Annotated in this window: 16 protein-coding genes, 3 tRNA genes and 2 rRNA genes (1 of these 21 only partly in view); 11 read left to right on the top strand and 10 right to left on the bottom strand. The window is 39.7% G+C overall.

The genetic code is table 11. The annotated features are described in order from the left end of the window. Positions 1 to 255: 255 nt before the first annotated feature. Positions 256 to 331, bottom strand: a tRNA-Asn gene (locus GN303_RS01145). 94 nt (positions 332 to 425) lie between these two features. On the opposite strand from GN303_RS01145, the gene GN303_RS01140 reads away from it, so the two are divergent. Then, positions 426 to 1,469: an ABC transporter substrate-binding protein gene (locus tag GN303_RS01140; RefSeq protein WP_110439557.1), complete on the top strand. Its 1,044-nt coding sequence runs from the start codon at positions 426 to 428 to the stop codon at positions 1,467 to 1,469. 40 nt (positions 1,470 to 1,509) lie between these two features. On the opposite strand, the gene GN303_RS01135 is transcribed toward GN303_RS01140, so the two are convergent. Further along, the gene (locus GN303_RS01135; protein ID WP_110439556.1) at positions 1,510 to 2,502 is read right to left on the bottom strand and encodes a ferritin-like domain-containing protein; all 993 of its coding nucleotides are present in this window, start codon (positions 2,500 to 2,502) and stop codon (positions 1,510 to 1,512) included. Between the two features lie 43 nt (positions 2,503 to 2,545). Further along, positions 2,546 to 3,190, bottom strand: a complete 645-nt coding sequence (locus tag GN303_RS01130; protein WP_110439590.1) for an ATP-dependent Clp protease proteolytic subunit — start codon at positions 3,188 to 3,190, stop codon at positions 2,546 to 2,548. A 403-nt stretch (positions 3,191 to 3,593) separates the two neighbouring features. Between GN303_RS01130 and GN303_RS01125 the strand changes: the two genes are divergently transcribed. The 7 genes from GN303_RS01125 (at position 3,594) to GN303_RS01095 (ending at position 11,142) form a co-directional block, all read left to right on the top strand. Further along, the gene (locus tag GN303_RS01125) at positions 3,594 to 4,529 is read left to right on the top strand and encodes a hypothetical protein (RefSeq protein WP_231504045.1); all 936 of its coding nucleotides are present in this window, start codon (positions 3,594 to 3,596) and stop codon (positions 4,527 to 4,529) included. 48 nt (positions 4,530 to 4,577) lie between these two features. Then, positions 4,578 to 5,762 carry an LL-diaminopimelate aminotransferase gene (locus GN303_RS01120; protein ID WP_110439554.1) on the top strand — a complete coding sequence of 395 codons (1,185 nt, stop codon included), beginning with the start codon at positions 4,578 to 4,580 and terminating at the stop codon, positions 5,760 to 5,762. A 51-nt stretch (positions 5,763 to 5,813) separates the two neighbouring features. After that, positions 5,814 to 7,136, top strand: coding sequence for a homoserine dehydrogenase (locus tag GN303_RS01115; protein ID WP_110439553.1), 1,323 nt, complete (start codon positions 5,814 to 5,816; stop codon positions 7,134 to 7,136). Between the two features lie 27 nt (positions 7,137 to 7,163). After that, positions 7,164 to 8,159, top strand: a complete 996-nt coding sequence (gene glpX / locus GN303_RS01110; protein WP_110439552.1) for a class II fructose-bisphosphatase — start codon at positions 7,164 to 7,166, stop codon at positions 8,157 to 8,159. Between the two features lie 15 nt (positions 8,160 to 8,174). After that, positions 8,175 to 9,980 carry a single-stranded-DNA-specific exonuclease RecJ gene (gene recJ, locus GN303_RS01105; RefSeq protein WP_110439551.1) on the top strand — a complete coding sequence of 602 codons (1,806 nt, stop codon included), beginning with the start codon at positions 8,175 to 8,177 and terminating at the stop codon, positions 9,978 to 9,980. A 55-nt stretch (positions 9,981 to 10,035) separates the two neighbouring features. Next, positions 10,036 to 10,111: transfer RNA gene (locus GN303_RS01100), tRNA-Glu, on the top strand. A 140-nt stretch (positions 10,112 to 10,251) separates the two neighbouring features. Further along, a complete protein-coding gene (locus GN303_RS01095) occupies positions 10,252 to 11,142 on the top strand; it encodes a glycosyltransferase (RefSeq protein WP_110439550.1) in 891 nt (296 codons plus the stop codon). A 103-nt stretch (positions 11,143 to 11,245) separates the two neighbouring features. Here GN303_RS01095 and ilvD read toward each other — a convergent pair whose 3' ends face one another. Then, positions 11,246 to 13,081, bottom strand: a complete 1,836-nt coding sequence (gene ilvD / locus GN303_RS01090; protein ID WP_110439549.1) for a dihydroxy-acid dehydratase — start codon at positions 13,079 to 13,081, stop codon at positions 11,246 to 11,248. A gap of 271 nt (positions 13,082 to 13,352) precedes the next feature. Between ilvD and GN303_RS01085 the strand changes: the two genes are divergently transcribed. Both GN303_RS01085 and GN303_RS01080 read left to right on the top strand, forming a co-directional pair. Next, positions 13,353 to 13,877 (top strand): D-glycero-alpha-D-manno-heptose-1,7-bisphosphate 7-phosphatase, encoded by a 525-nt coding sequence (locus GN303_RS01085; RefSeq protein ID WP_197037460.1) that lies wholly within the window; start codon positions 13,353 to 13,355, stop codon positions 13,875 to 13,877. A gap of 302 nt (positions 13,878 to 14,179) precedes the next feature. Beyond that, entirely contained in the window at positions 14,180 to 16,486 is a 2,307-nt protein-coding gene (locus GN303_RS01080; RefSeq protein WP_110439548.1) for a nitric-oxide reductase large subunit, read from the top strand. A 68-nt stretch (positions 16,487 to 16,554) separates the two neighbouring features. Here the strand turns inward: GN303_RS01080 and GN303_RS01075 are convergent, their stop codons facing one another. The 3 genes from GN303_RS01075 to GN303_RS01065 all read right to left on the bottom strand — a co-directional run bounded on the left by GN303_RS01075 (position 16,555) and on the right by GN303_RS01065 (position 21,288). Further along, a complete protein-coding gene (locus GN303_RS01075; RefSeq protein WP_231504044.1) occupies positions 16,555 to 17,991 on the bottom strand; it encodes an NAD(P)/FAD-dependent oxidoreductase in 1,437 nt (478 codons plus the stop codon). 16 nt (positions 17,992 to 18,007) lie between these two features. Continuing rightward, complete coding sequence (locus tag GN303_RS01070; protein WP_110439546.1) at positions 18,008 to 19,384, bottom strand: APC family permease; 1,377 nt, start codon at positions 19,382 to 19,384, stop codon at positions 18,008 to 18,010. 686 nt (positions 19,385 to 20,070) lie between these two features. Next, entirely contained in the window at positions 20,071 to 21,288 is a 1,218-nt protein-coding gene (locus GN303_RS01065) for an MFS transporter (protein WP_110439545.1), read from the bottom strand. 92 nt (positions 21,289 to 21,380) lie between these two features. Here GN303_RS01065 and GN303_RS01060 point away from each other — a divergent pair, with 92 nt between their 5' ends. Further along, entirely contained in the window at positions 21,381 to 22,049 is a 669-nt protein-coding gene (locus GN303_RS01060; RefSeq protein ID WP_110439544.1) for a GntR family transcriptional regulator, read from the top strand. A gap of 415 nt (positions 22,050 to 22,464) precedes the next feature. Here the strand turns inward: GN303_RS01060 and GN303_RS01055 are convergent. The 3 genes from GN303_RS01055 to GN303_RS01045 all read right to left on the bottom strand — a co-directional run. Then, a tRNA-Met gene (locus tag GN303_RS01055) sits at positions 22,465 to 22,541 on the bottom strand. 185 nt (positions 22,542 to 22,726) lie between these two features. Continuing rightward, positions 22,727 to 22,842 (bottom strand): 5S ribosomal RNA (gene rrf, locus GN303_RS01050). A 120-nt stretch (positions 22,843 to 22,962) separates the two neighbouring features. Further along, positions 22,963 to 25,325, bottom strand: a 23S ribosomal RNA gene (locus GN303_RS01045); it runs 377 nt beyond the window's last position.

Here is a 25,325-nt window from a genome sequence, read left to right as displayed (position 1 = left end):
GGTCTTCATTTAACATCCATATATATATCCATTAATGAATAATACAAATTAATGCCCACTGCATTCAATAACCCAAACCCATGATACTATTTAATAATAGTATCATTATTAATTATCGACTAACTTTTAAACAGGTTTGACAATTGACTCTACTCCAAATTATCAACATCAAGAACAATAGCCAATTTTACAGGAATGATATTTATTAGGTGATATAATTTATCAACTTGTTTTTTGCACATCTTTTAAATTAGATGGCTCCCGAAGTAGGACTCGAACCTACGACCGAGCGATTAACAGTCGCTTGCTCTACCAACTGAGCTATTCGGGATCATTTAGTAGACTTTGTATACCTAATTTAAAATTAATGGTAAAGTGTTTTTTTGTATAAAATCCAATTTTTTTCATTTTCTAGAATTTGCTCTATGACCCCTTTTTCAAATAAAACAAAAAAATCTTTTAATCGCCGTAATTTACTGGTTGGACTAGGGGCAATAGGCTCTTTAACAGGAATGGGATTATATCATTCCATCAACAAACATGATCCCGAGATAATGCCTCAGGATATCTCACCACAAATGATTCGTATTGCATACCTAAAGAATGAAGAAAACCAGCTTCTCACCATTGCCCAGACAAAAGGTTTTCTGAAACATTACAAAATAAGCCTTGATCCCATTGCCAATATTAAAAATAAAACCCAGATTTTCGATCTACTCAAGACCAATCAGTGTGATGCGGCTATTTTATCCATTCTGGACTGGCTGCCACAACTTCTTAAATCCCGCTCTGAAGGTGGAAAATTAATGATTGGTTTAAATGGTGGGGATTTTCGGTTATTGGTTACACATAAACAAAAAATCCAAAGATTGATGGATTTGGCAAATCTATCCATTGGAATTCAACCTCATTCCGAAAAAGAAAAACTATTCTTTTCTATTCTTCTAAGACGTAAAGGCATAAATCCGGATTTGAATGTTAAATGGGTTGAACTGGAAAAAGATGAATTACTTCCCGCTCTTTTATCAGGTCAAATACAGGCATTAATAGGTTCTGACCCTTTTATCTGGCAAATTCTTCATCATAACAATAAAAAATTGTTCCAACTTGCCGGGAGCCAGACAGGTAGCTGGAGTCAAAGAATCAATTATGTTTTGGGAATCTCAAATCATTTTCAACAATCCAATCCACTTGCACTCAAATATCTTGCAACAGCAATTCGAAATGCCTCCGTATGGCAATCACAGCATATTCAGGAAGCTAGTCAAATCCTAACTGATGAATGGCAGAAAATGAGACCTGAAGAAATATTAAAAATGTTTTTGAATGAAAACAGAAATATGGCCATAATAAATGATAACTTGTGGGAGCAGGTTGCCCAATATATCGATGAATTCAAACTTTTGGGTCAAGTCCCCAACAGCCTGAAATCGGGTCGTATCGCCAAGCAGTTTTGTGTAACACTTTAATGCCTCCTTAAAATAATGAGGCATTAACCCAGACCAACGTTCAGCCAACCAATTGTTTATTAAGCAGCTTTTTAGGAAGAAGCCAAAGAGCCATTTTTGTCAAAAAGGGTGCTGTTTCTGGACGTAATAAACGACGGTCATAACCAGAAAAACGACGATCATCTTCTGAAAGACATAAGCGAAGAAAATCAGCAAGGGTCGTTTTTTCATTACCCAGCTCAGCAACTCCGTTAATCGTGAAATTATTATCTTGGAAATGCTCCTCTCCCTCTGCATCCATCGTTTTAATCAAACCGATCCGTTCGTAAACCAAAAATGCATGAACAGCGATAACTTTTAGTTCAAACAAGATACGTTTTATCCAGGGCAAATTCGCACGATGCCAAGCCAACCAGTTTGCAAATAGAAGGATATGGCGACATTCTTCCTGCATAACAGGCTCAAAGGTTTCAATCAGTTCTTTCGTGAAAAATCCAGACTTTTCTGCGATTGCAAACAAACCGAAAGCATAAAAACTATCCCAACATTCACTAAATCCTGTTACCAAATAGGCCCATTCCGGATCTTTTGGAACCGAATAAGGGGATTCTGATGCAAGAGGGATACCATAAAACCTGACCAAATCAGAAAGAACTTCCTTATGACGATTTTCCTCCCACGCATTCCGTGCAATGGCATCAGCCCATTCTGGATCCACAATTTCTTTGACATAGGCAGCCATCCTCAAACGGGCCTTGCCCTCTGTCTGCACAGCGATATCCCAAATAGGCAACGATTTTAAACGATCAATTTCCTGATCGGTAAGCTTTGGCCAGTCCATAAAAGTTGGTCTGTAAGGATTAAAAGTCTCACGGAACATCTGACATACCATTTGCCTATGCTCTTTACTACCGATTTTAATCGAGCCTGGAATATTACTCATCCAATGGCGCACTCGATAATTCATCTCCTCGAGCTCTTTATCTGATTTTGGCTGAGGCAAGGTATGTAAATCTTCAGGTAATTGCGTATAAATTGCTTCCAAGTCAGACATTTCCAAATCGACTCCTTACTTTTAAAATCATTAATTTTTTAAATCATTTCAGTTCTGATAATTTATGGATGATACGGTTAACAAGCCCATATTTGATGGCTTCCTGGGCAGACATCCAATAATTTCTATCGGTATCTTTGGCAATTTTATCATAAGAATGTCCAGTCTCTTTTGCAAAAATTGCATTCAAACGTTCACGCATTTTTATAATTTCCCTGGCCTCGATATCAATGTCCGTCGCCGGTCCTCTGACCCCACCCATTGGCTGATGCAATAAGAAACGTGTATTGGCTAAACAGAAACGTCGTTCTTTACGTCCTGCGGCATAAATCAGGGCCCCTGCCGATGCGACCCATCCTGTACCAATCATGTTAATCGGTGCATGGCTGTCCACAAAACGGATCATATCATGAATTGTATCACCACTTTCCACATGACCGCCAGGCGAATTGACATAAATATTGATCGGCTTAGACGACTCATAAGCCAGGGCCAACAAACGCCCGCTTATTTCCCTTGCAAGCTTGTCATTCACTTCACCAAAAATTAGAATTGTACGTTCTTTGAAAAGTTTATTTTCCAATTCATTATTTGCACCAGCCTCAGGAAAATTTTTATCCTCCTTTTTCTCTTCATCATCTGGATCACTGTCACTGAAATGTTTTTGTCCACCATCTGAAAGCTGCATAAGCTTCACCAATATCTTCCTTCAAATTATCTTTTCAAAAAAACAATTTTTATTTTATTTACTCTATTTTTTATACACCCTACATTGATAAATGAAAATTTTTTTTATTCACTGATCAGTTTTTTATATATGCCTGTAAAATTATCATTTTTACACAACAAAACGTATTATGATCTGCAATTTATCTTATAAATCAGGGGGAAAAGATTATTTCTCTATATTATGGAAACAAAATAGCGTATTAAGAAAAAACCTATAAACACTATAAAATTCATCAAATATGTTTTTATTTTATAAATTAAGGGTATAGAAGGGTATAGATAGAGTGTCTTCCATCCAGCAGCCAATTTTACGATATTTCTTATTTTTCAATCTCTTCTGTCTGGGGGGATGCTCCCAATCTGTGTTTATTAAAGCCCCCGTAAACGCATATCATGATATAGAAGGCGGCATTGTATCTCAACCCAGGCTGCCTGTTCCGGGAAATGATCAGAAATATCCCTATGTAGGGTTGACACCAACAGCCTCCCCTCCTCTGCCCTCCCAAGATTTACGTAATGCAATCACAGATTCTCTCTCACAGGATAGAAATGAGACACAGTGGCAAAATGTAAAAAACCCAATTATTATTCCTGATATTCCTCCATTACCTGCACAGCAGAATAACCCACCTGCAAAATCGTCCGTTCAAACCAAACCTGTCAATAATCAACCTGGTCAGAACACCAACATGCAACCTGCGGAAAATCTCGCATCCTCTGCGAATTTTGATGCGGCAGGAGAGCCACCTCAACCAAACCAGAACTCGGATATTCACAACACGATCAATCAAAAAGAAAAATCGGTTAAACCAGTCGAGACTGTCGAATCCCATAAAACCGAACCCGTGGTTATGCCAGAACTTAGGGAAAGAATTGATGAACAAAATGTTGTAATTCCCTCTATTCCCGTCAATCCCCCCCCTCCATCCCACTTCCCTGATTTTGATGTCCCACCGGACATCAACCTTCCCCCTCCATCCCATCCTTCAGGTTTATCCTTTAAGGAACCAACAGGAACGCTTATACGTTTTCCGATTGATTCCGACACGCCTTATGCCAAACAAGAAGATATAATAAATAATATTGCCTGGCAAAGAAAAGGCAGAACCGTTTTTGTTCACGGATATGGTGACACAACCTCTCTTGACCCCGATACACAAACTGCGGCGGTTTCACTTGCCTTGCTACGTGCAAAAACAGTTGCAAAATTATTAATCGCCCATAATGTACCAGAATCCGCTATTGTAATCCGGGCCTATGCGTTTGGACATGGCGTTCGGATTCGTATGGACAATTAGTATTTTCTTTTTTAATTTCAATTTATTCTATTCAAACGAGCCTATGTCATGACAGAAGAATTCCATCGTATTCGTCGCCTGCCACCTTATGTATTTGCTGAAGTAAATGCCGCTAAAAAGGCCGCACGAGCACGTGGAGAAGATATTATAGATCTGGGTATGGGAAATCCAGATAGCCGTCCCCCTGAACATGTTATCCAAAAATTAATTGAAACAACCTCTGCCCCCCGTGTCCACGGTTATTCCGTCAGCCGTGGAATTGCCGGTCTACGCAAAGCCCTTGCAAATTATTATCAAAGACGTTTTAATGTCACCCTTGACCCTGAACATGAAACAATCGTGACTTTGGGATCAAAGGAAGGATTGGCAAACCTGGCTTCTGCAATCACCAGTCCTGGCGATACTATTCTTGTTCCCAATCCTTCCTATCCCATTCATCAATTTGGATTTATTATCGCTGGTGCTGCAATTCGCTCAATTCCTGCAAAACCAGATGAACATATGCTGGAGGCACTGCATCGTGCTGTTAAACATTCCATTCCGAAACCCACCGCCCTTATCGTCAATTTTCCTTCAAATCCCACCGCCTATTTGGCAGATCTGGATTTTTATCGTGAGCTCGTTCAATTTGCAAAAAAAGAATCAATCTGGATTCTCTCTGATTTGGCTTATGCTGAAATTTATTTTGGTGAGAAAATTCCACCCTCCATTTTGGAAATACCAGGAGCAAAAGATATCGCTGTCGAATTTACTTCCATGTCTAAAACCTACTCAATGGCTGGCTGGCGTATCGGTTTTGCCGCCGGTAACAGAAAACTGATTGCTGCACTAACCCGAATCAAGTCGTATTTAGATTATGGGGCCTTCACACCAGTTCAAGTTGCCGCAACAGCAGCCCTGAACAATCCCCAGGATTATGTAGAAAAAATTCGGACCCTATATAAAGAAAGAAGGGATACCATAATCAAAGGGTTGCATTCAGCTGGATGGAATGTTCCTTCCCCTGAAGCCTCCATGTTTGCATGGGCCCCCATTCCTGAACAGTTTAAATCAATGGGAAGTGTTGATTTTTCCAAACTCCTTCTCAAGGAAGCCCAGGTTGCTGTCGCCCCTGGTCTTGGTTTTGGTGAATATGGTGACGATCATGTTCGAATTGGTCTGGTGGAAAATACCCAAAGATTGAGACAAGCCTGCCGTTCAATAAAACATTTCATGCAGGCTTATTCTAAATAGCGCAACTATCTTTATTTAAGAAAAAATATATATCTTGCTCGGAGAAATTTTATGGATAATCCTTCGGTTAATAAACCCTTAAACCTTGGAATCGCTGGTCTTGGAACCGTAGGAATTGGCGTGTTACGATTATTGCAAAATAATCAAAAAACTATAACGAACCGTGCTGGACGCCCGATCCGCATCCATGCCGTGAATGCCAAAAACCGCCATAAAAATCGAAATATTGATTTAACAACTTTTAAATGGTACGAAGATCCGTTAGATCTTGCAACTGATCCTGATATAGATGTTGTTGTTGAATTGATCGGCGGTACAAATGGAGCGGCTTATGAACTTGTCTGTGAAGCAATAAAAAATAAAAAGGCTGTTGTTACAGCAAATAAGGCCCTGATTGCTCTGCACGGTAACGAACTTGCCAAAATGGCTGCCAGTCAAAATGTTCCATTACTTTTTGAAGCTGCCGTTGCAGGTGGAATTCCAATTATTAAAACCATCAAAGAAGCCTTGGCGGCAGATCGCCTGATTGAAATTGGCGGAATCTTAAACGGAACCTGTAACTACATGTTGACCACCATGACAAGAACTGGACGAGGTTTTGAAGACATCCTAAAGGAAACTCAGCAACTTGGATATGCCGAAGCTGATCCATCCACCGATATTGATGGACTTGATGCCGCCCATAAACTTGCCATTCTGGCAAGCCTTGGTTTTGGGTATACTTTCAATTTCAAAGATATTTTTGTTGAAGGAATTCGAAACATCTCTCCACATGATATCCATTATGCCCAAGAATTGGGTTACACGATTAAATTGGTGGGTATGGCACAATATCATTCAGAAAACAAACTGGAATTACGTGTTCATCCCGCACTTTTGCCTCAGTCCTCTCCCTTGGCCCGTGTTAATGGCGTAATTAATGCCATCAGAACAAAAGGCGAATTTTCAGGTTATCTGATGCTTGAAGGTGCCGGAGCTGGCGAAGGCCCAACCGCCACGGCTGTTTGCGCTGATATCATCGATATCGCCAGAGGCAATACAATACCCATGTGGGGAACGGACTGGAATGAACTCCGTCCCGCAACACTTGTCCCCAACTCGGATTTTAACAAAGCCTATTATATACGTCTTATTGTTGAGGATAAACCAGGTGTTGTGGCTGATATTGCAACCATTTTCAAAGAAAACAATGTTTCCCTACGAAGCCTGTTGCAACATAAAAATCATATGACTACTGATTCTGAAAATACGGTTCCTATCGTACTTGTGACTCATAAAAACAGGGAAAGTTCTTTATTAAAGTCATTAAAAGCAATTTATGACCTTCCTGCAATTCTGGAAAAACCCATCATAATCCGCATTGAAGAGCCATAATCATTACATACAAGGAAATTTTAAATCATGAATAAGCCTCCTTTTCAATCTGGTTATACCGTCTCTGATCGAAACTTGGCGCTTGAACTCGTACGCGTGACGGAAGCTGCAGCACTTAAGTCCTTTCACTGGGTTGGACTTGGCAAGAAAAACGAAGCTGATGCAGCAGCCGTTCAAGGCATGCGGCAAGCTTTTGATACTGTTGCCATTTCAGGCACCGTCGTAATCGGTGAAGGTGAAATGGATGAGGCTCCCATGCTTTATATTGGTGAAAAAGTTGGGGCTGGCGGACCCGAAATGGATATTGCTGTCGATCCATTGGAAGGAACAAATCTCGTTGCCAAGAATCTGCCCAATGCGATCACTGTCGTTGCACTGGCGGAAAAGGGGAACTTTCTTCATGCCCCTGATATCTACATGGACAAAATTGCCATTGGTCCGGGCTACCCCGAAGGTGTCATTGACATAGATAATAATGTTAAAACTAATTTAATGAACCTTGCAAAAGCGAAAAAAGTTGATGTTTCTGATTTAACTCTCAGCATTTTGGAAAGAGAGCGTCATGAGGAAATTATTGCCAAAGCCCGTGAAGCCGGCGCTCATGTCAAACTAGTTTCTGATGGCGATGTTGCCAGCATTATCTCAACTTGTCTCCCAAAAAGTAATGTTGATATTGTCATAGGATCAGGTGGTGCCCCAGAAGGCGTTCTTGCTGCTGCGGCATTACGTTGTTTTGATGGGCAAATGCAGGGCAGACTGCTTTTTGAAAATAAAGAGCAGATTGATCGTGCCAGAAAGATGAATCCCCTTGATCCGCAACGCAAACTTTCCCTTCATGACATGGCCAATGGAAATGTCTTATTTTCGGCAACAGGGGTTACAAATGGTGATATCCTTAAAGGTGTACGCTGGAAAGGAAATCATGTATGGACAAATTCAATAGTTACGAGATCAGTATCAAAAACCATCCGTTTCATTAACGCTTGCCACGACCCGCGTAACAAACCTCAAACAACTATTTAAATTCCTCAAATCTCTATGTCGGAAACCTCTTCTCTAGTCCTTAATGTCAGTCAAAGTCTTTCAGGACGCCAGTGGGTATGGCGTCATTCTTCTCTGGACCAGCATTTTCTGGATCGTCAGGCACAAGCGATTGCTCAGAAAGCTTCCCTTTTCGAGGTTGTTGGTCGCATGATGGCATTAAGAGGGGTTTCCGCGGAAAATTTGCCTTTTTTTTTATCCCCAACCCTTAAAGCATTACTCCCCAATCCCTCTTGTTTAAAAGATATGGACAAAGCGGCAGCACGTATTGCCGATGCCATAATTAACCATGAGAAAATTGCCATATTTGGCGATTATGATGTAGATGGTGGCTGTGCCACAGCCCTGTTTAGCGATTTTTTTTCCATGCTGGGAAATCAAGCCATTTCATACATTCCAGATCGTTTCAAGGAAGGTTATGGTCCAAATGTGCAAGCGCTGGAACAGCTTATTCAACAAGGGGCAACCCTTATCATCTGTGTCGATTGTGGAACCGCAGCTCATTCCGTTTTTGATCAGATTAATCAGGAAAAAACAGACCTTATCGTTTTTGACCACCATAAATCAGAGATCGTTCCCAATATTTATGCAACCGTCAATCCTAATCGTTTAGACTGCACATCCAGACTAGGCAATCTTTGTGCCGGTGGAGTAAGCTTTATTGCATCCATTGCAATTACCCGAAATCTGCGGGAAAAAAATTATTTTCAAACCAACCCTGAACCTAATCTTTTTAAATTAATGGATCTCGTCGCTTTATCGACAATTTGTGACGTTATGCCTTTGACAGGCTTAAATAGAGCCTTTGTCACGCAAGGCTTGAAAATCCTAGCAAAACGTGAACGTATAGGGTTGGCTGCCTTATTGGATGTTGCTGGAATTACGCAAGTACCCAACGCCTTTAGTTGCGGATTCGCATTAGGTCCGAGAATTAATGCTGGTGGACGTATTTCCGAAGCAAGTCTTGGATTACAGCTTTTAACGAACTCTAACCCCTTTGATGCAAGACTGATTGCCGAGCGTCTGGATACCATCAATAAACAACGGCAGAATATTGAAAAAGATGTATTGGATCAGGCCACCGAACAAGCAATGGAACAATATAGACAAGGTAATGCCGTCATTATGCTTAGCAATCCAAAATGGCATTCCGGTATCGTTGGCATTGTTGCAGGCCGCATCAAGGAACAAATCAACCGTCCAATTTTAATCGGGACAGAACTACAGGATGGCACCGTCAAAGGCTCTGGCCGGTCTGTTCCTGGCCTAGATTTGGGAGCCGCTATTATCGCAGCAAAACAGGCTGATTTATTAATCCAGGGAGGAGGTCATACAATGGCCGCCGGTTATTGCTATCATAAAGACAAAAGCCAGAAATTACACGATTTTCTTAATCATTATTTAAACCAGGCCACTCATTATCCGACTGTCGCAGATTTAGAAATTGAAACCGTCATCACTCCAGCAGGAGCCTCCGTTGAACTGGCCAAACAGATTGAAAATCTGGCTCCCTTTGGAAATGGAAATGAAGAACCCCTCATTGTCCTGTCTTATGTACACATTATCCGTACGGACAGGATAGGCAAAGATGGGAATACCTTACGGTTAATCATTCAGGGAGAAGAAAGACAATCCTTAAAAGCCCTTCTCTTCCGTGCAGATCAGAATCCGATAACTGTATTCTTAGAAGATTCTCAAAACCGGCGACCTGTTCATTTGGCAGGATGGTTACGTAACAATCAATGGAATGGAAAGGAAAATACAACTTTTTTTATAAAAGATGCAAGTTTTATAAAAAATTAATATTTTTTACTTGACCAAGAGATCACACCCATGTATTAAAACCTTCATTGCCTCTGTCCCGTTCGTCTAGAGGCCTAGGACATCGCCCTTTCACGGCGGCAACACGGGTTCGACTCCCGTACGGGACGCCAATAATTTATTGCATAAATTATTTGCATCGAATATTATTCATATCTAGTCTGAAGTTAAATAACCATTTGTTATTTTAACTTATTCTATTGTTTTATGCTATATAAAGAAATATGTATTCTTTTAAATGGCTCTCCCATAAATGAAATGTGCTGCTCTCATTGTAACTTACAATCGGCTGAATAAATTACAATTATGTTTACGCGCAACTTTTGCCCTTAAATTTGATACCATAATAGTCATTGACAATGCATCCACAGATGGTACAGAACAATGGCTATCCTCTCTAAAAGAATCCCGCCTACAAATCTTGCGCATGAAAAATAATATTGGAGGTGCGGGTGGATTTAAGTACGGTGCCCAATATATTGCGTCTTTAGACATAGACTGGATTTTTTTCTTTGATGATGATGCCTATCCAGCTGAGAATTTGCTTGATAATTTTATCCAGTTCAAAAAAGACAATTATCAAATTTTTTGCTGCAGGGTATTAACCCCTGATTATAAAATATGTTCCATGAACATACCCTTTAAAAAAATACCTTCAACTTTACTGGCCACAATACATTATAAAATAAACCCAAAACAGTTTTTACCGCAGTCTGATGCAATCTGTGAGGTACAAACCTTTTCGTTTGTAGGAACCATTATTCATAAAAACATTTTAAAAAAATACGCCCATATAATAATAGATGATCTGTTTATTTATTTTGACGATTTGGCTTTTTCATATTACTTGTCACAAAAAAATAATAAAATTCTGTATGTTCCAGATTTTATTTTTGTACATGATGTTATTTTACATTCCCAAATTTTTTCAAATAAGAAATTATATTATCTTGTACGTAACCTGATCATTACCCATAAAATTTACAGGAACAAACCTTTTTTTACTTTGCCTTCAACTTTATGCAGAATTATGACATGTTTCCTTTTATGCGTGATTCAAAAAAATAGAGTCCAATCCTTAAGATATTTATTTAATGGAATAAAAGATGGATTTAATTATAAAGTTAAAAATATTCTTTTTTAAATAAAATCCTATATTGCATTTTCAAAACACATTTTTTTACGAAATAATACGCTTTCAATAAAATAATGAAACAATTATCCCACTAAAAGCGTAGTTGTTTTAATTAATCAAATAATTTTCTATTTCTAACAGCCCCCTTGTCCGCACTGGTTGCCATCATCGCATAGGATTTCAAGGCCATACTAACTTTTCGTGCTCTTGCCCTGACAGGTTTCCAGCCCTTTTGATCCTGCTCATTTCGGCGCTGTTTCAGGATATCATCCGATACCTGCAAATGAATGGAGCGATTAGGAATATCAATCTTAATTGTATCCCCGTCTTTAACCAAGCCAATTGTTCCTTTGTCGGCAGCCTCTGGAGATACATGCCCAATTGATAAACCTGATGTTCCACCTGAAAAGCGTCCATCTGTCAATAACGCACAAAGTTTCCCAAGATTTTTTGATTTCAAATAACTGGTTGGATAAAGCATTTCCTGCATTCCCGGACCTCCCTTAGGTCCTTCATAACGAATAACAACAATATCCCCGGGTTCAATTTGGTCTGATAAAATGCTTTCAACTGCACTATCCTGGCTTTCAAAAACACGTGCCTTGCCTTCAAATACCAAAATTGATTGATCAACACCGGCTGTTTTTACAACACACCCATCTTCGGCTAAATTACCATACAAAACAGCCAGTCCACCATCTTTGGAATATGCATGTTCAATATCACGGATACAGCCGCCAACACGATCCTGATCCAGCGTTTTCCAACGCTGATTTTGACTAAAGGCCTGTTGAGAAGGGATACCACCGGGAGCGGCTTTAAAAAAATCCAAAACAGATTTTTCATGTGTTGAAATAATATCCCAATGAAGAATAGCATCCTTTAAACTATCTGAATGGACCGTGATCGTGTTGAGATGCAATAAATTCGCTTTAGCCAGTTCACCCAGAATTCCGTAAACACCTCCGGCCCGATGCACATCCTCAATATGATAGAGCTGAGTATTCGGGGCCACTTTACATAATTGTGGTATTTTACGAGATAGACGGTCAATATCCTGTAATGTAAAAGGAACTTCCCCTTCTTGTGCTATGGCCAAAAGATGTAAAATCGTATTCGTTGACCCCCCCATAGCAATATCTAGGGCCATCGCATTTTCAAAGGCCTCTTTCGTTGCAATGGAACGTGGCAATATTTTATCATTACCATCCCTATAATAAGAATTACAAAGTTCTACAATTCTTTTGCCCGCCCTTCTGAATAAAAACTGGCGATCTTTGTGCGTAGCCAACAAAGTGCCATTACCAGGAAAGGAAAAACCCAAAACCTCGGTTAGACAATTCATGGAATTGGCCGTAAACATACCAGAACAGGAACCACAGGTTGGGCAGGCGTTTCGCTCATATTCCGTTACCTGACTATCTTGAACATTATCATCACCGGCGGCAATCATCGCATCAATCAGATCCAGTTTATGATTAGCCAGATGACTTTTACCCGCTTCCATTGGACCACCGGACACAAAAACAGCAGGGATGTTCAAACGCATTGCAGCCATTAGCATCCCAGGAGTTATCTTATCACAATTCGAAATACAAACCATTGCATCTGCACAATGCGCATTCACCATATATTCTACTGAATCAGCAATAATCTCTCGACTCGGTAAGGAATATAGCATTCCATCATGCCCCATCGCAATTCCGTCATCAATCGCAATTGTGTTAAATTCTTTTGCTACGCCACCGGCATTTTCAATTTCTTTTGCAACCATCTGGCCCAAATCTTTTAAATGAACATGGCCAGGAACAAATTGGGTAAAAGAATTAACCACAGCAATAATTGGTTTATGAAAATCATCATCTTTCATTCCAGTTGCACGCCATAAAGCACGTGCACCAGCCATATTACGACCATGAGTAGAAATGTATGAACGATATTGAGGCATCCGTTAACCCTTGCATGAAAAAATTAAAATAAATTATGATTAAAATTAATTCCTATTGAATTAGTTCACTATTCTGTAAAAGCAATTTTATACATGATTTTTTTAATAAATTATTATTATATCTTACAATCAACCGCTTTCTTTATTTGAAATCATCATAAATCTTTAAACGTGATAAGAAAACTTTTAAATTGATTTCTGTTTCATAACCGGTCAAAACGAATTAATTATTTTATTTAACAATCATCAATGAAATAGAAAATATTCTCGAATGTCCCGTTTTTTATCAAAATTTATAAAACCTGCAATCTTTTTTGACCGGGATGGTGTTATCAATATCGATACGAATTATCCTTATCGTCTGGAAGATTTAATTTTGGTTGAAGGGGTTGAAGAAGCTATTTGTCAAGCCAAGAAACTCGGTTTCCTTACCGTCGTAGTAACCAATCAATCTGGGGTTGCACGCGGTTTTTTCACAGAACGGGATGTCCAGAACTTTCATCGCTATATTCAAGAAAAACTAAAAAAATATAATACCGCTATTGATGCCTTTTATTATTGTCCCTACCATCCAGAAGCCAAGATTAAAAAGTATCGACAGGATCACCCTGATCGTAAACCGCATCCAGGAATGATTGAACATGCAATTCATGATTTATTCATTGATCGTCAGCATTCTTTTTTGATTGGTGATAAATCGACTGATTTACAGGCTGCAGAAAATGCAAATATTGCAGGATATCTTTTTAAAGAGAAAAATCTTGCATCTTTTTTGAATAAAATAATTAAAAAATAATTAAAATATTAATTTAAGTTCGTTATAAATTCTTTTTTATAATTGAAAATCAATTTTCTATATATATTAACATTATTACTAATCAATTAATATCTTTTAACATTTTTTCAATTACAATCAAACTTATTCGCCATTTTTATTATTAATTCGTAAAAATTAAAAAGATGTAATTAAAATACATCTTTATTGCCTTTTCATATTAAACGTTATATAAGATGTATTTGAAATAAATCTTTTACTTAAATATTAAGAATCCTTTTATTTCAAATAAATATATTTAAAAATACTGAATCGATAAGTCTATGAAAAGTAATTATCAAGATGGTGTTATCAGTACTCTAACATCAGAAATACTTACAAAGCTTAACAGGAACCCTGTTAACAGAAAATTGAAATGGCTACTTTTAATTTCAGCCTTTCTATGTTTTTTATTTATGGGATGGGCAACATTATTCACCTATCAGCAAAGCCCACCTATTCCAGTTCAATTCATTTCATCACAAGATCAGGTTTTATTCACAGACAAAGATGTTTTTCTTGGAAAACAAGGTTTTCAAAAAGCCGATCTGATTGATTACGGTGGATTATACGGTATGGGATCCATGTTTGGACCCGATTATACTGCCAAAACTCTCGTGGATCTTGCCAAAGCAATTCGAGAATATCTAGCCCAAGAAAAATTTCATCAGTCTTTTCATTTATTAACTTCAGATCAACAATTCCTTATTCAAAGGAAAATGCAAATAATGTTACATAACGTTGATCTTACACAGAAATCTTTACGTTTTCCTACTGCGTTTAGTCAGGCAATCGTCGATGTCAGAAAAAATTTATCTCAAGAATTAGTACAGGATAATTTCAAGGCCGGTTACTCGCGGGCTCATACATTAAATCAGGCGGATGCCAAAAGTACTTCTGAATTTATTATCTATACAGCCCTCACATCCGTAGGCCATCGCCCCAACAGCACCATATCCTGGACACAAAATTGGCCTTATGAACCCATTGCAGGAAACCAACCTACCAGCCAAACCTTTACCTGGACATGGGCTGGATTCTGTTTTGCCTTTGCAGGCTTTGGTGCCGTGATCATGATCAATCGTATCTGGCTATCTGGTGAAGATAGGGAGGCGATTGACCAGGTTATCGACGGATTTAAGAATCTGACCCCAAGCCAGAAAAAAATCGGTAAATATTTTTTATTTGTTGCCACTATTTTCCTCGTCCAGCTTCTAATGGGTGGATTAATGGCCCATTATTATTCTGAACGGACAAGTTTTTACGGATTTGAAATAGGAAAATATTTACCTTTTAATTTTCTACGAAGTATTCATTTGCAAACCCCGATTGTATGGATTGCATTTTCCTGGATTGGTTCAGCTCTGTTTTTAGGGCCAATTATCAGTGGAAAAGAAGCAAAATATCAGAATATACTTGTTGATCTTTTATTTTATGCATCAGTGATAGTTATTGCGGGTATTGTCATTGGCAACTATCTGGGCATCATGGGTTACCTGCCTCATTTATGGTTTTGGTTCGGCAACCAGGGCAATTCCTATCTGGAATTAGGCAGAGGTTGGCAATATGCTTTTTTTGCCGCTCTTTTGTTTTGGAGTTATTTAGTATTCCGCTCCTTCTGGCCCGATAAACGTCACTGGCAAAGAGCCTTTAAATCATTCCGTATTGGAAATATACGTCTTGAACATTTATTCTGGTTATCGACTCTAAATATTGCCGTTTTATACGTATTTGGCATGATCCCTATGTTTGAAATAGGCAAGTCCTATACCATGGACGACTTCTGGAGATGGTGGGTCGTTCATCTTTGGGTTGAGGAATCATTTGAATTCTTCACGGCATGTGTTACCGCCTATCTTTTGATGGGGATAGGATTGATTTCCCGTTGTTTTGCTGAGCGGACAGTTTATTTTGAACTTATCCTAATCTTTATTGGTGGGGTCATTGGCACAGGTCACCATATGTATTGGGCCGGTGAACCATCCATTTGGATCCCCATGGGAAGCATGTTCTCATTTATCGAGGTTTTACCCCTAATTCTATTGGTTATCGAATCTATTGACGAATATAAAATCATTACAGCCCATCAGACTTTCCAGTATAAATTGGGATATATGTATATTATTGCTGCTGCAGTATGGAATTTTATTGGTGCGGGTGTCTTTGGTGGGGGTGTATTAAATGCACCACTTGTTAATTATTATGAACATGGGACGTTTTTAACCTTGAATCATGCCCACACCTCTCTTTTTGGAGCCTTTGGTCTTTTAGGACTGGGAATGATTTATTTCTGTTTAAGATATATTGCTAGTGACAAATATCCATTTATAGAAAAATGGGGATATATTGCCTTATTCCTCTATAATATCACACTTGTCCTATGGACTACATTAACCTTTTTCCCTGTCGGCTGGCCCCAACTCAACGCTGTTTACGAACACGGATTAACTTACGCCAGAAGCTTAAGCTTTTATGACACCAAAACATTTTGGCAATGGTTACGTATAATAGGGGATATTTTCTTTTCTATAGGCGCTTTAATTATGTGCTGGGATTTTATCGTAAAACTCAAACCTATTTTTAAAAAATAACATTTCTATTTCTTTTATAAAAAGCTCGTCAAAATTCAATAAATAAATAATAATGACGAGCAATTTTATCAGAAAGAAATCATTTTACCGGGTGTAATTTTATTTCCAAGTCCCAACAGCGACTTGGCTAAAGGAATTGCAACAGGTGCAAGTTGTCTCCCCATTAAAATTGAACGGTGCTCGATAGAGGCCAGCATTTCAAAATCATCATTTAATTTTAAGAAATCATCTCGTATCGCTTTGCCTATACGGACCGTTTGGGCAATCCCATGACCACTCCATCCATGAACCGCATAAATAGGCGCTTTTTCTCCTAATTTACGACAATCTACCGCCCCATTTAGGGTTAAATCAGTTGTTCCACTCCACGCTAATTCTAAATGAATATCATCACGTTGAGGAAAAATAGTCTTAATTCGTGACATTAAATAATCAACAACTTTATCAGAATTCCATCGCATTCCTGTTCCTTGCCCTCCAAATAAGATACGCTCTTTACGGACCGGGCGATAATAATCTATTTGTAGCTGCGTATCATAAACAGCCATTTGTGTCGGAAGCAATGTTTTACTCCCCCCCTCAATCGGATTAGTAACACCAACATAAGTATAAAAAGGAATGGTTGAATTAACATCTGATAATAATTGAAAGGTCGTATGGTGAACGGCTAATACCACGCCTTTTTTAGCAAGAATTTTACCCTGTGCCGTTTCAATAGATACCCCTTCTGATACAGTTTCTATTTTTAGAACTTCACTATCCTCATAAACATGCCCACCATTTTTAACAAAACCATAAATCAAACCACGCGTTAAACCTAAAGAATGAATTTGCCCTCCAATCTTATCCAAAGCACCACCATAATAAAGTTCTGAATTGATATGATCACGAATTTCATAAGGCCCTAAAATGCGAACACTATCATCACCTAAATATCGACGTGCATCTGCCCCAACCGTCAAAGCATTGATATGACCAGGATGAATCGCCGCGGTTAAATGCCCACGACGCATATCCAAATCCAAGGCATAATGTTCTGTTATTTCTTGAATAAGATCAAACGATTCAATGGATGTAAATTTCCACAAACGACAAGCTTCGTCATAATCGAAATTCTCAATAATAGATTCTGCTTCCCATCGTGCCAATCCAGGCGTCAATTGTCCGCCATTTCTTCCCGAAGCAGCTGACCCCACCTTATTTTTTTCAAGAAGGATTGTTTCAACCCCAGATTCTGACAAATGTAAAGCCGTTGAAGCCCCAAGCAATCCGCCACCAACCACTACCACATCACATTCACAATCATGTTCTAAGGCTGGAAATGTTTTCCATGGGGATAAAGTCGCCTCATAATAATTGGCGGGTCTAGCTAATACATCCTCATCTTGTACTTGTCGCGAATCAACCCAATTCCATTCTTCCTGTTTAGGACCTTCATCCGTTTTTCTAAAGGTAACATCTTCTGTTAAAATAGGTTTTTCAAGTTTTTGTTCTGTATTCATCATTCTCATCCGACCACACTTATAATGTTGATTTAGCTACATGAATATCTGCTCCAGACGTTAACGACAAATCATGCCTTTTAAATAAAGGCCGTTTACGAACTTTACAGTATAAAATATAGGTTATTCCTAAAGCGGTCCAAAAGCCTCCCAATAAAAGTGCGTCTTCTTTTAAATTAGTCCACATCACAATTACGGAGAACATTCCCAAAGAAGGACAGATAATATTTTTTAAAATTTGTTTAAGCGTTGAAAACTCTTTTTTATAACATACAAACCATATAAACACAGAAATATTAACCGCACTAAAAGCTACCATCGCACCAAAACTAATTAATGAGACGGCTGTATCTAACCGAAAGAAAATAGCATTTAAAGAAAGAATTCCCACCAACAGCACACAAACAATAGGAGAGCGATAGTGAGGATGAATATATTGCAATTTTTTCCATGGAATAACCCCATCAATCCCCATAATATAAATTAAGCGTGCTGCACTAGCATGCGATGCCAGAGCCGAAGCGAAAGTATTAATCAAGATAGCTAATAAAAAGATCGATTGAAACAATTTCCCCCCCACGTACAAAACAATTTCAGGCATTGCCTCAATAGGATCTTTGAAAGGGCTATTATTCGGATAATAAAGCTGGATAAACCATGCCGATACAAAAAAGATAATACCACCCGTTAAAACCGTAGCAATAATCGCCCGCGGTATATTTTTTCTGGCATCAAAAGTTTCATTTGCAAGCGTGGTTACAGCATCAAATCCCAAAAAAGAAAAACATAAAATAGCAGCACCACTTACCAAGGGAATAAAAGAATTGTCCCCATTCATCAAAGGTTTTAACGTCATTACGTGCGATACATCATATTTAAAGACCAAGGCATGAATAACCAAATAGATGAAATAAACCATCAAAATTAAAGGAATACCAACGAACAAGGCATTAAGATTGGCAAGAAATTTAATATTTCGACAATTAATAAACGTAACTAATGCCGTATAAAGAATGATTAACATCCACGCGGGAATATCAGGGAATAAAGCTTTGAGATAAATTCCTGAAAGTAAACTATTAATCATTGGCAATAAGAGATAATCAAGCAGGGTTCCCCACCCGACAATAAAACCACTAATTTTACCGCAAACTTGATTGGTATAACTATAAGCAGAGCCTGATTTAGGAAAAATAACAGCGAGTCGACTGTAACTAAAAGCAGTCAACATGATGGCACCCAATGCCAATAAATAAGCCATAGGAACACGACCATTCGTTACACCTGATACGATACCAAATGTGTCAAAAACAGTCATGGGAGTCATGTAAGCTATCCCGATGATAATAACTCGCCAAAGAGATAACTGAGCTTGGTGCGGTGCTAACTCATTCATATGCCTGCCTTTATTATCTAAATAAATTTTACAAACAATTTTGAGAACATTATTTATAGAATTTATAGTAACAAAACATTTTTATTAAGAAACTATTTTTTTTATTAAGAAAATATTTTTTTTATTAAGAAAATATTTTTTACAAATTAATATCACATATCATTGTTATCAACAGATTTACTTTGCCTTATGCAAAGGATACTGTTAATGAGACATATTTTTGAATTAATCAACCTTTTATTTGCAAAAAAAACAGATATAGGATCAAAACCTGAATTTCGTTTATAAGAATGTTTTTTGCAAAGGAATCAAAAGTAACAGAAGATTTTATGAATAAAAATAGAACCTACTATCTAGACCCATGAAAGAAAAATGTTTTAATTTAATTTATCGGGAAGACGTATCAGTAGTATTATGAAAGCTGACTTAGTAATTCATCATTATATATAACAGAACCAAATTTTTGAAAAAAAATTATCTGTCAGAAAATTATGTGTTTGCAGAATCACTATTGACACAAGCAGCTTTTAAAACAGTTAATTTATAATCCAGTGCCGTAATCTGTCCAGCGACTGAAAAAGATATAAAATTATTTAATATAAAATCTTGAAAATCCATAAATAGAAAAGCTGTTTTTCTTTATTCATTTTTAAATAAACCATTAAATTAGCCTTTTTAATATAATATTAATATTTATAATCCAATATTTTTAGCGCAAACCAATTGCCTATGGCACCAATCAGCAATAGAACACTTGTTGCGAGAAATACGAAATACATACCCATATAACCACTGACAAACCCGCCAGCCAATGGACCGATAACCTGACCAACATATTGTACGGAAATAGTATAACCCAATACAGTTCCCACTAAATGATTTGGAACTTGATGTCGAATGATTGTTATAATGCAGGGCATTAAACCACCAAGGGCCAATCCCATAAAAAAACGTAATACGATAAGTTGCCAGACTGACGTGACATAGGCTTGAGGAACAAGCAATATCCCGGCAATAATTAAGGTCCAGATAATAATCCGTGCATGACCTATTTTATCCGCTAAATGACCAAGCCATGAAGCAGACAAGATACTCCCAAAAGCACCAGCCGACATAATCAAACCTGCAAAGAAAGTTATTCTGGATTGCTCAACAGCCAGTTGATGAACATATAAGGTTATAATTGGTTCGATAGACATATTGGCAATCATTAGTAACATGCCCGTAACCAGCATTATGAAAATCAATCTTTTATTGGGAATATCGGACCAATTTCCTTTAACGGTTTTTTCATGAATAACCAACCTTGAAGATTCTCGAATAAAACCCAATGTAACAAGAAACGTAATGAAAATTAAACATCCTGCCCCTATGAACGTAATACGGATTCCTATTAAAGATGGCAATATCCCCCCAATCAGCGGACCAATCAGATTTCCTGCCATGATACCGGATGAAAGCAGTCCAAGTGCCCAAGCAGAATGATCCTTGGGAGCTTGGGCAGCAATCATGATTGTTGCACCTGAAGAATATCCTCCAGCAAAACCCGCAAGCAATCGTAATCCAACCAATTGCCAAATATTTGTCGCACATCCCATCAATGCCATTGTCACGGCCATACCTAGACTCGCCCTAAGAAGCATTGGTTTACGACCATAACGATCCCCCAGATATCCCCAGAATGGCGCAATCATTCCTGCTATAAAATATGTTGCGCTATAGGCTATTCCTGACCATTGAGCTATACTTGCATGATCTTTGACTCCCAACTGCTGAACATAGATCGGTAAAAAAGGCAACATTAATGTCATTGCAAGAAAGGTTGTAAATGATCCAAATAAACAAACAAAAAGATTGCGAACCCAATATGACTCATCTTGATCTGTTTCAATTGTTGAGGACATGATAAATCCACCATAAAATTGTCTTTTATTGGTATACCAATTTGGTATACCAAAATGATCCTATCATATAATCAATAATAAGAAACAAATTTATGAACGAAACCCTTACTCAAGCTCAGCATGCTGAAATAAAATTAAGAAATCTTATTCTGAATATGGAAATAGCACCGGGTGAACGTATAACAGAACGTGATATTGTAGGGTTCATTGGAATTTCTAGAACCTCCATTCGAACCGCATTATTTAAACTTGCTAGTGAGGGACTGGTTATTCACAAAAAATCCGGTTGGATTGTATCCCCGATTAATCTAGAAGAAATTTCTCAAGTGTGCATTTATCGTAAAATACTTGAGGTTGCCGCTATTCAAGAAACAACACAAATAGTTATAGATAAAAATATTTCAAAAGTTGAAAATCTACTGAATTCAATTTCACCAACCTCAACTCATGAACAGCTTGATCAAATTGACCATGATTTTCACATATGGATTGCAAAACTGTCAGAAAATGAATTTATTATTCAAGGCACTGAAAATGCAATGATGAGATTAAGACGAGCCCGCTGGCTTGAAAATAAATATGATCACACGGGATGGGATGAACATCGTCAAATAGTGATTGCCTTAAAAAAAGGAAAAATACAAAAAACGATATCACTTATTGAAAAGCATATCTCAAGAACACGTCAAAGCTTACTAAGTACACTTCAAAAAAAACAGCTAAGTCTTAGGGCTCAAGGCGCCTTTTTAACATCTAAATAAACATTTATTAAGTTATGATATTTATTTTGTTTTTTACGTTATATGAGAGGTGGGCATGCGATATTCACAAGTGGTTTATTCATTTTTTGCATGAGGGGATGGGAGGGGTTTGGCGCTGGATTTCATGTTGGTTTTGCAAGTTTATGTTTGCATCAATTCATGATATTTTCAAGTGATACGCCAGCCTCGGAATAAAGACTGCCCAGTGGCCATGTTGTTTGCCAAGATTGCCATACAGGACGCATTTTTTCACGGTTTCATGGATAAAAGGCTTTTTTTGCTTTCAAAGGCAACAGACCACATGGGTTCATCCACTGGCCCGCGGAAGCAGGATCGGCAACAAGGATGATGCGTCTCAACACGGGATCGACAGGATATTGTCCGTGATGATATAGCGATTTTGAGTGGAAGTTATTGGGAGCGGGGAGAGGATTTGAACCTCTGACCTTCAGGTTATGAGCCTGACGAGCTACCGGGCTGCTCCACCCCGCACTAGTATAACAAGGATGCCTTTTTCTGACGGTATTCAAGGCGTATGGTGATCTGCCAGGACTTATGTCAGGATGACAAGTGGTGACCAGACTTGGAGGCTACGCTCCCTCGCGGTGCATGTTTCAGCGGGAACTGAAAGTTTTTTGTCGAATATTGCAAGGGATTGCATGGGGGTATATTGGAAGACCTGGCGGCGACCGACTTTCCCATGCCTTAAGACATAGTATCATGGGCGCTGGGGTTTTTCACGGCCGAGTTCGGGATGGGATCGGGTGGTTCATACCCCGCCATTGCCACCAGGTCATCCAATATACCCTGCAGGGTTGTATTGGTATGTGATTGGTTGGTTAAGAGCGGATATTTCGGCCTGTTTCATACAGTACCGCATAACATGACCGATATGAGTGTATATGTGTTATATCAAGTAAGTGCAAGGGCTATTAGTATCGGTTAGCTGCATGCATTTCTGCACTTCCACACCCGACCTATTGACGTGATGGTCTATCACGGCCCGTAATGAGACCTGGTTTTGAGGGGGGTTTCTCGCTTAGATGCTTTCAGCGATTATCCTGTCCATACTTAGCTACCCAGCGGTGCTGCTGGCGCAACAACTGGTACACCAGAGGTATGTTCACCCCGGTCCTCTCGTACTAGGGGCAAATCCTCTCAAGTCTCGACATCCACGGCAGATAGGGACCGAACTGTCTCACGACGTTCTAAACCCAGCTCACGTACCACTTTAATCGGCGAACAGCCGAACCCTTGGGACCTGCTCCAGCCCCAGGATGTGATGAGCCGACATCGAGGTGCCAAACCTCCCCGTCGATGTGGACTCTTGGGGGAGATCAGCCTGTTATCCCTAGAGTACCTTTTATCCGTTGAGCGATGGCCCTTCCACGTGGAACCACCGGATCACTATGGCCGACTTTCGTCTCTGCTCGAGCTGTCACTCTCGCAGTCAGGCGGGCTTATGCCATTGCACTCAACAGCCGATGTCCGACCGGCTTGAGCCCACCATCGCGCGCCTCCGTTACTTTTTGGGAGGCGACCGCCCCAGTCAAACTGCCCACCATGCAGGGTCCCAATCCAGGCTAACTGGATCTGGTTAGACATCAAAAAAACTCAGGGTGGTATTTCAAGGATGGCTCCACACAGACTGGCGCCCATGCTTCAAAGCCTCCCACCTATCCTACACAGCGTTTTCCTGATGCCACTACAAAGTTGCAGTAAAGGTTCATAGGGTCTTTCCGTCTGACCGCGGATACCCCGCATCTTCACGGGGAGTTCAATTTCGCTGAGCCGATGCTGGAGACAGCGGGGAAGTCGTTACGCCATTCGTGCAGGTCGGAACTTACCCGACAAGGAATTTCGCTACCTTAGGACCGTTATAGTTACGGCCGCCGTTTACCGGGGCTTCAATTCAGTGCTTGCACACCTCCTCTTAACCTTCCGGCACCGGGCAGGCGTCAGACCCTATACGTCGTCTTTCGACTTTGCAGAGCCCTGTGTTTTTACTAAACAGTCGCTACCCCCTGCTCTGTGCCACCTGATCATGGTTGCCCAAAATCCGGTCTTGCTTCTTCCGAAGTTACGCAAGCATTTTGCCTAGTTCCTTCAGCATCGTTCTCTCAAGCGCCTTGGTATTCTCTACCAGTCCACCTGTGTCGGTTTCGGGTACGGTCTATTCGCTAGAGCTATTTCCCGGAATACTCCAAAAGCCAGGCCAATCCAATAAGACCTGACAACATATCATATTCGTCACTTCTAGCAGGTTCAGGAATATTAACCTGATTTCCATCGACTACGGCTTTCGCCCTCGCCTTAGGGGCCGACTAACCCTGCGTGGATTAACCTGGCGCAGGAACCCTTGGACTTTCGGCGACAGTGTTTCTCGCACTGTTTGTCGCTACTCATGTCAGCATTCGCACTTCTGATATCTCCAGAGAGGGTCGCCCCGTCTCCTTCACAGACCTACAGAACGCTCCGCTACCACATATATCATGTGATATACATCCACAGCTTCGGCAGATAACTTGAGCCCCGTTACATCTTCGGCGCAGGGTTTCTTGTTTAGACCAGTGAGCTATTACGCTTTCTTTAAAGGATGGCTGCTTCTAAGCCAACCTCCTGGTTGTTTTGGAATCCCCACATCCTTTCCCACTTAGTTATCATTTGGGGGCCTTAGCTGGTGGTCTGGGCTGTTTCCCTCTCGACAATGGACCTTAGCACCCACTGTCTGTCTGCTATGCTCATACTCTTGGGTATTCGGAGTTTGGTTAGGTTTGGTAGGTCTTTGGGACCCCCGAGCCCATCCAGTGCTCTACCCCCCAAGGTAATACATAACGCTCTACCTCAATAGATTTCGCGGAGAACCAGCTATTTCCAAGTTTGATTGGCCTTTCACCCCTAGCCACAGCTCATCCCCGACTTTTTCAACAGGCGTGGGTTCGGTCCTCCAGTGCGTGTTACCGCACCTTCAACCTGGCCATGGCTAGATCACTTGGTTTCGGGTCTTCTGCCAGCAACTGACGCCCTGTTCAGACTCGCTTTCGCTGCGCCTACACCTATCGGCTTAAGCTTGCTGCTAACAGAAACTCGCTGACCCATTATACAAAAGGTACGCTGTCACCCCATAAGAGGCTCCAGCTGTTTGTAAGCATTTGGTTTCAGGTCTCTTTCACTCCCCTTGTCGGGGTGCTTTTCACCTTTCCCTCACGGTACTTGTTCACTATCGGTCACCAGGGAGTATTTAGGCTTGGAGGGAGGTCCCCCCATGTTCAGACA

It is taken from the genome of Commensalibacter melissae, assembly GCF_009734185.1.
GTDB classification, from domain to species: Bacteria; Pseudomonadota; Alphaproteobacteria; order Acetobacterales; family Acetobacteraceae; genus Commensalibacter; species Commensalibacter melissae.
This window is presented reverse-complemented; position numbering and strand designations above follow the sequence as displayed.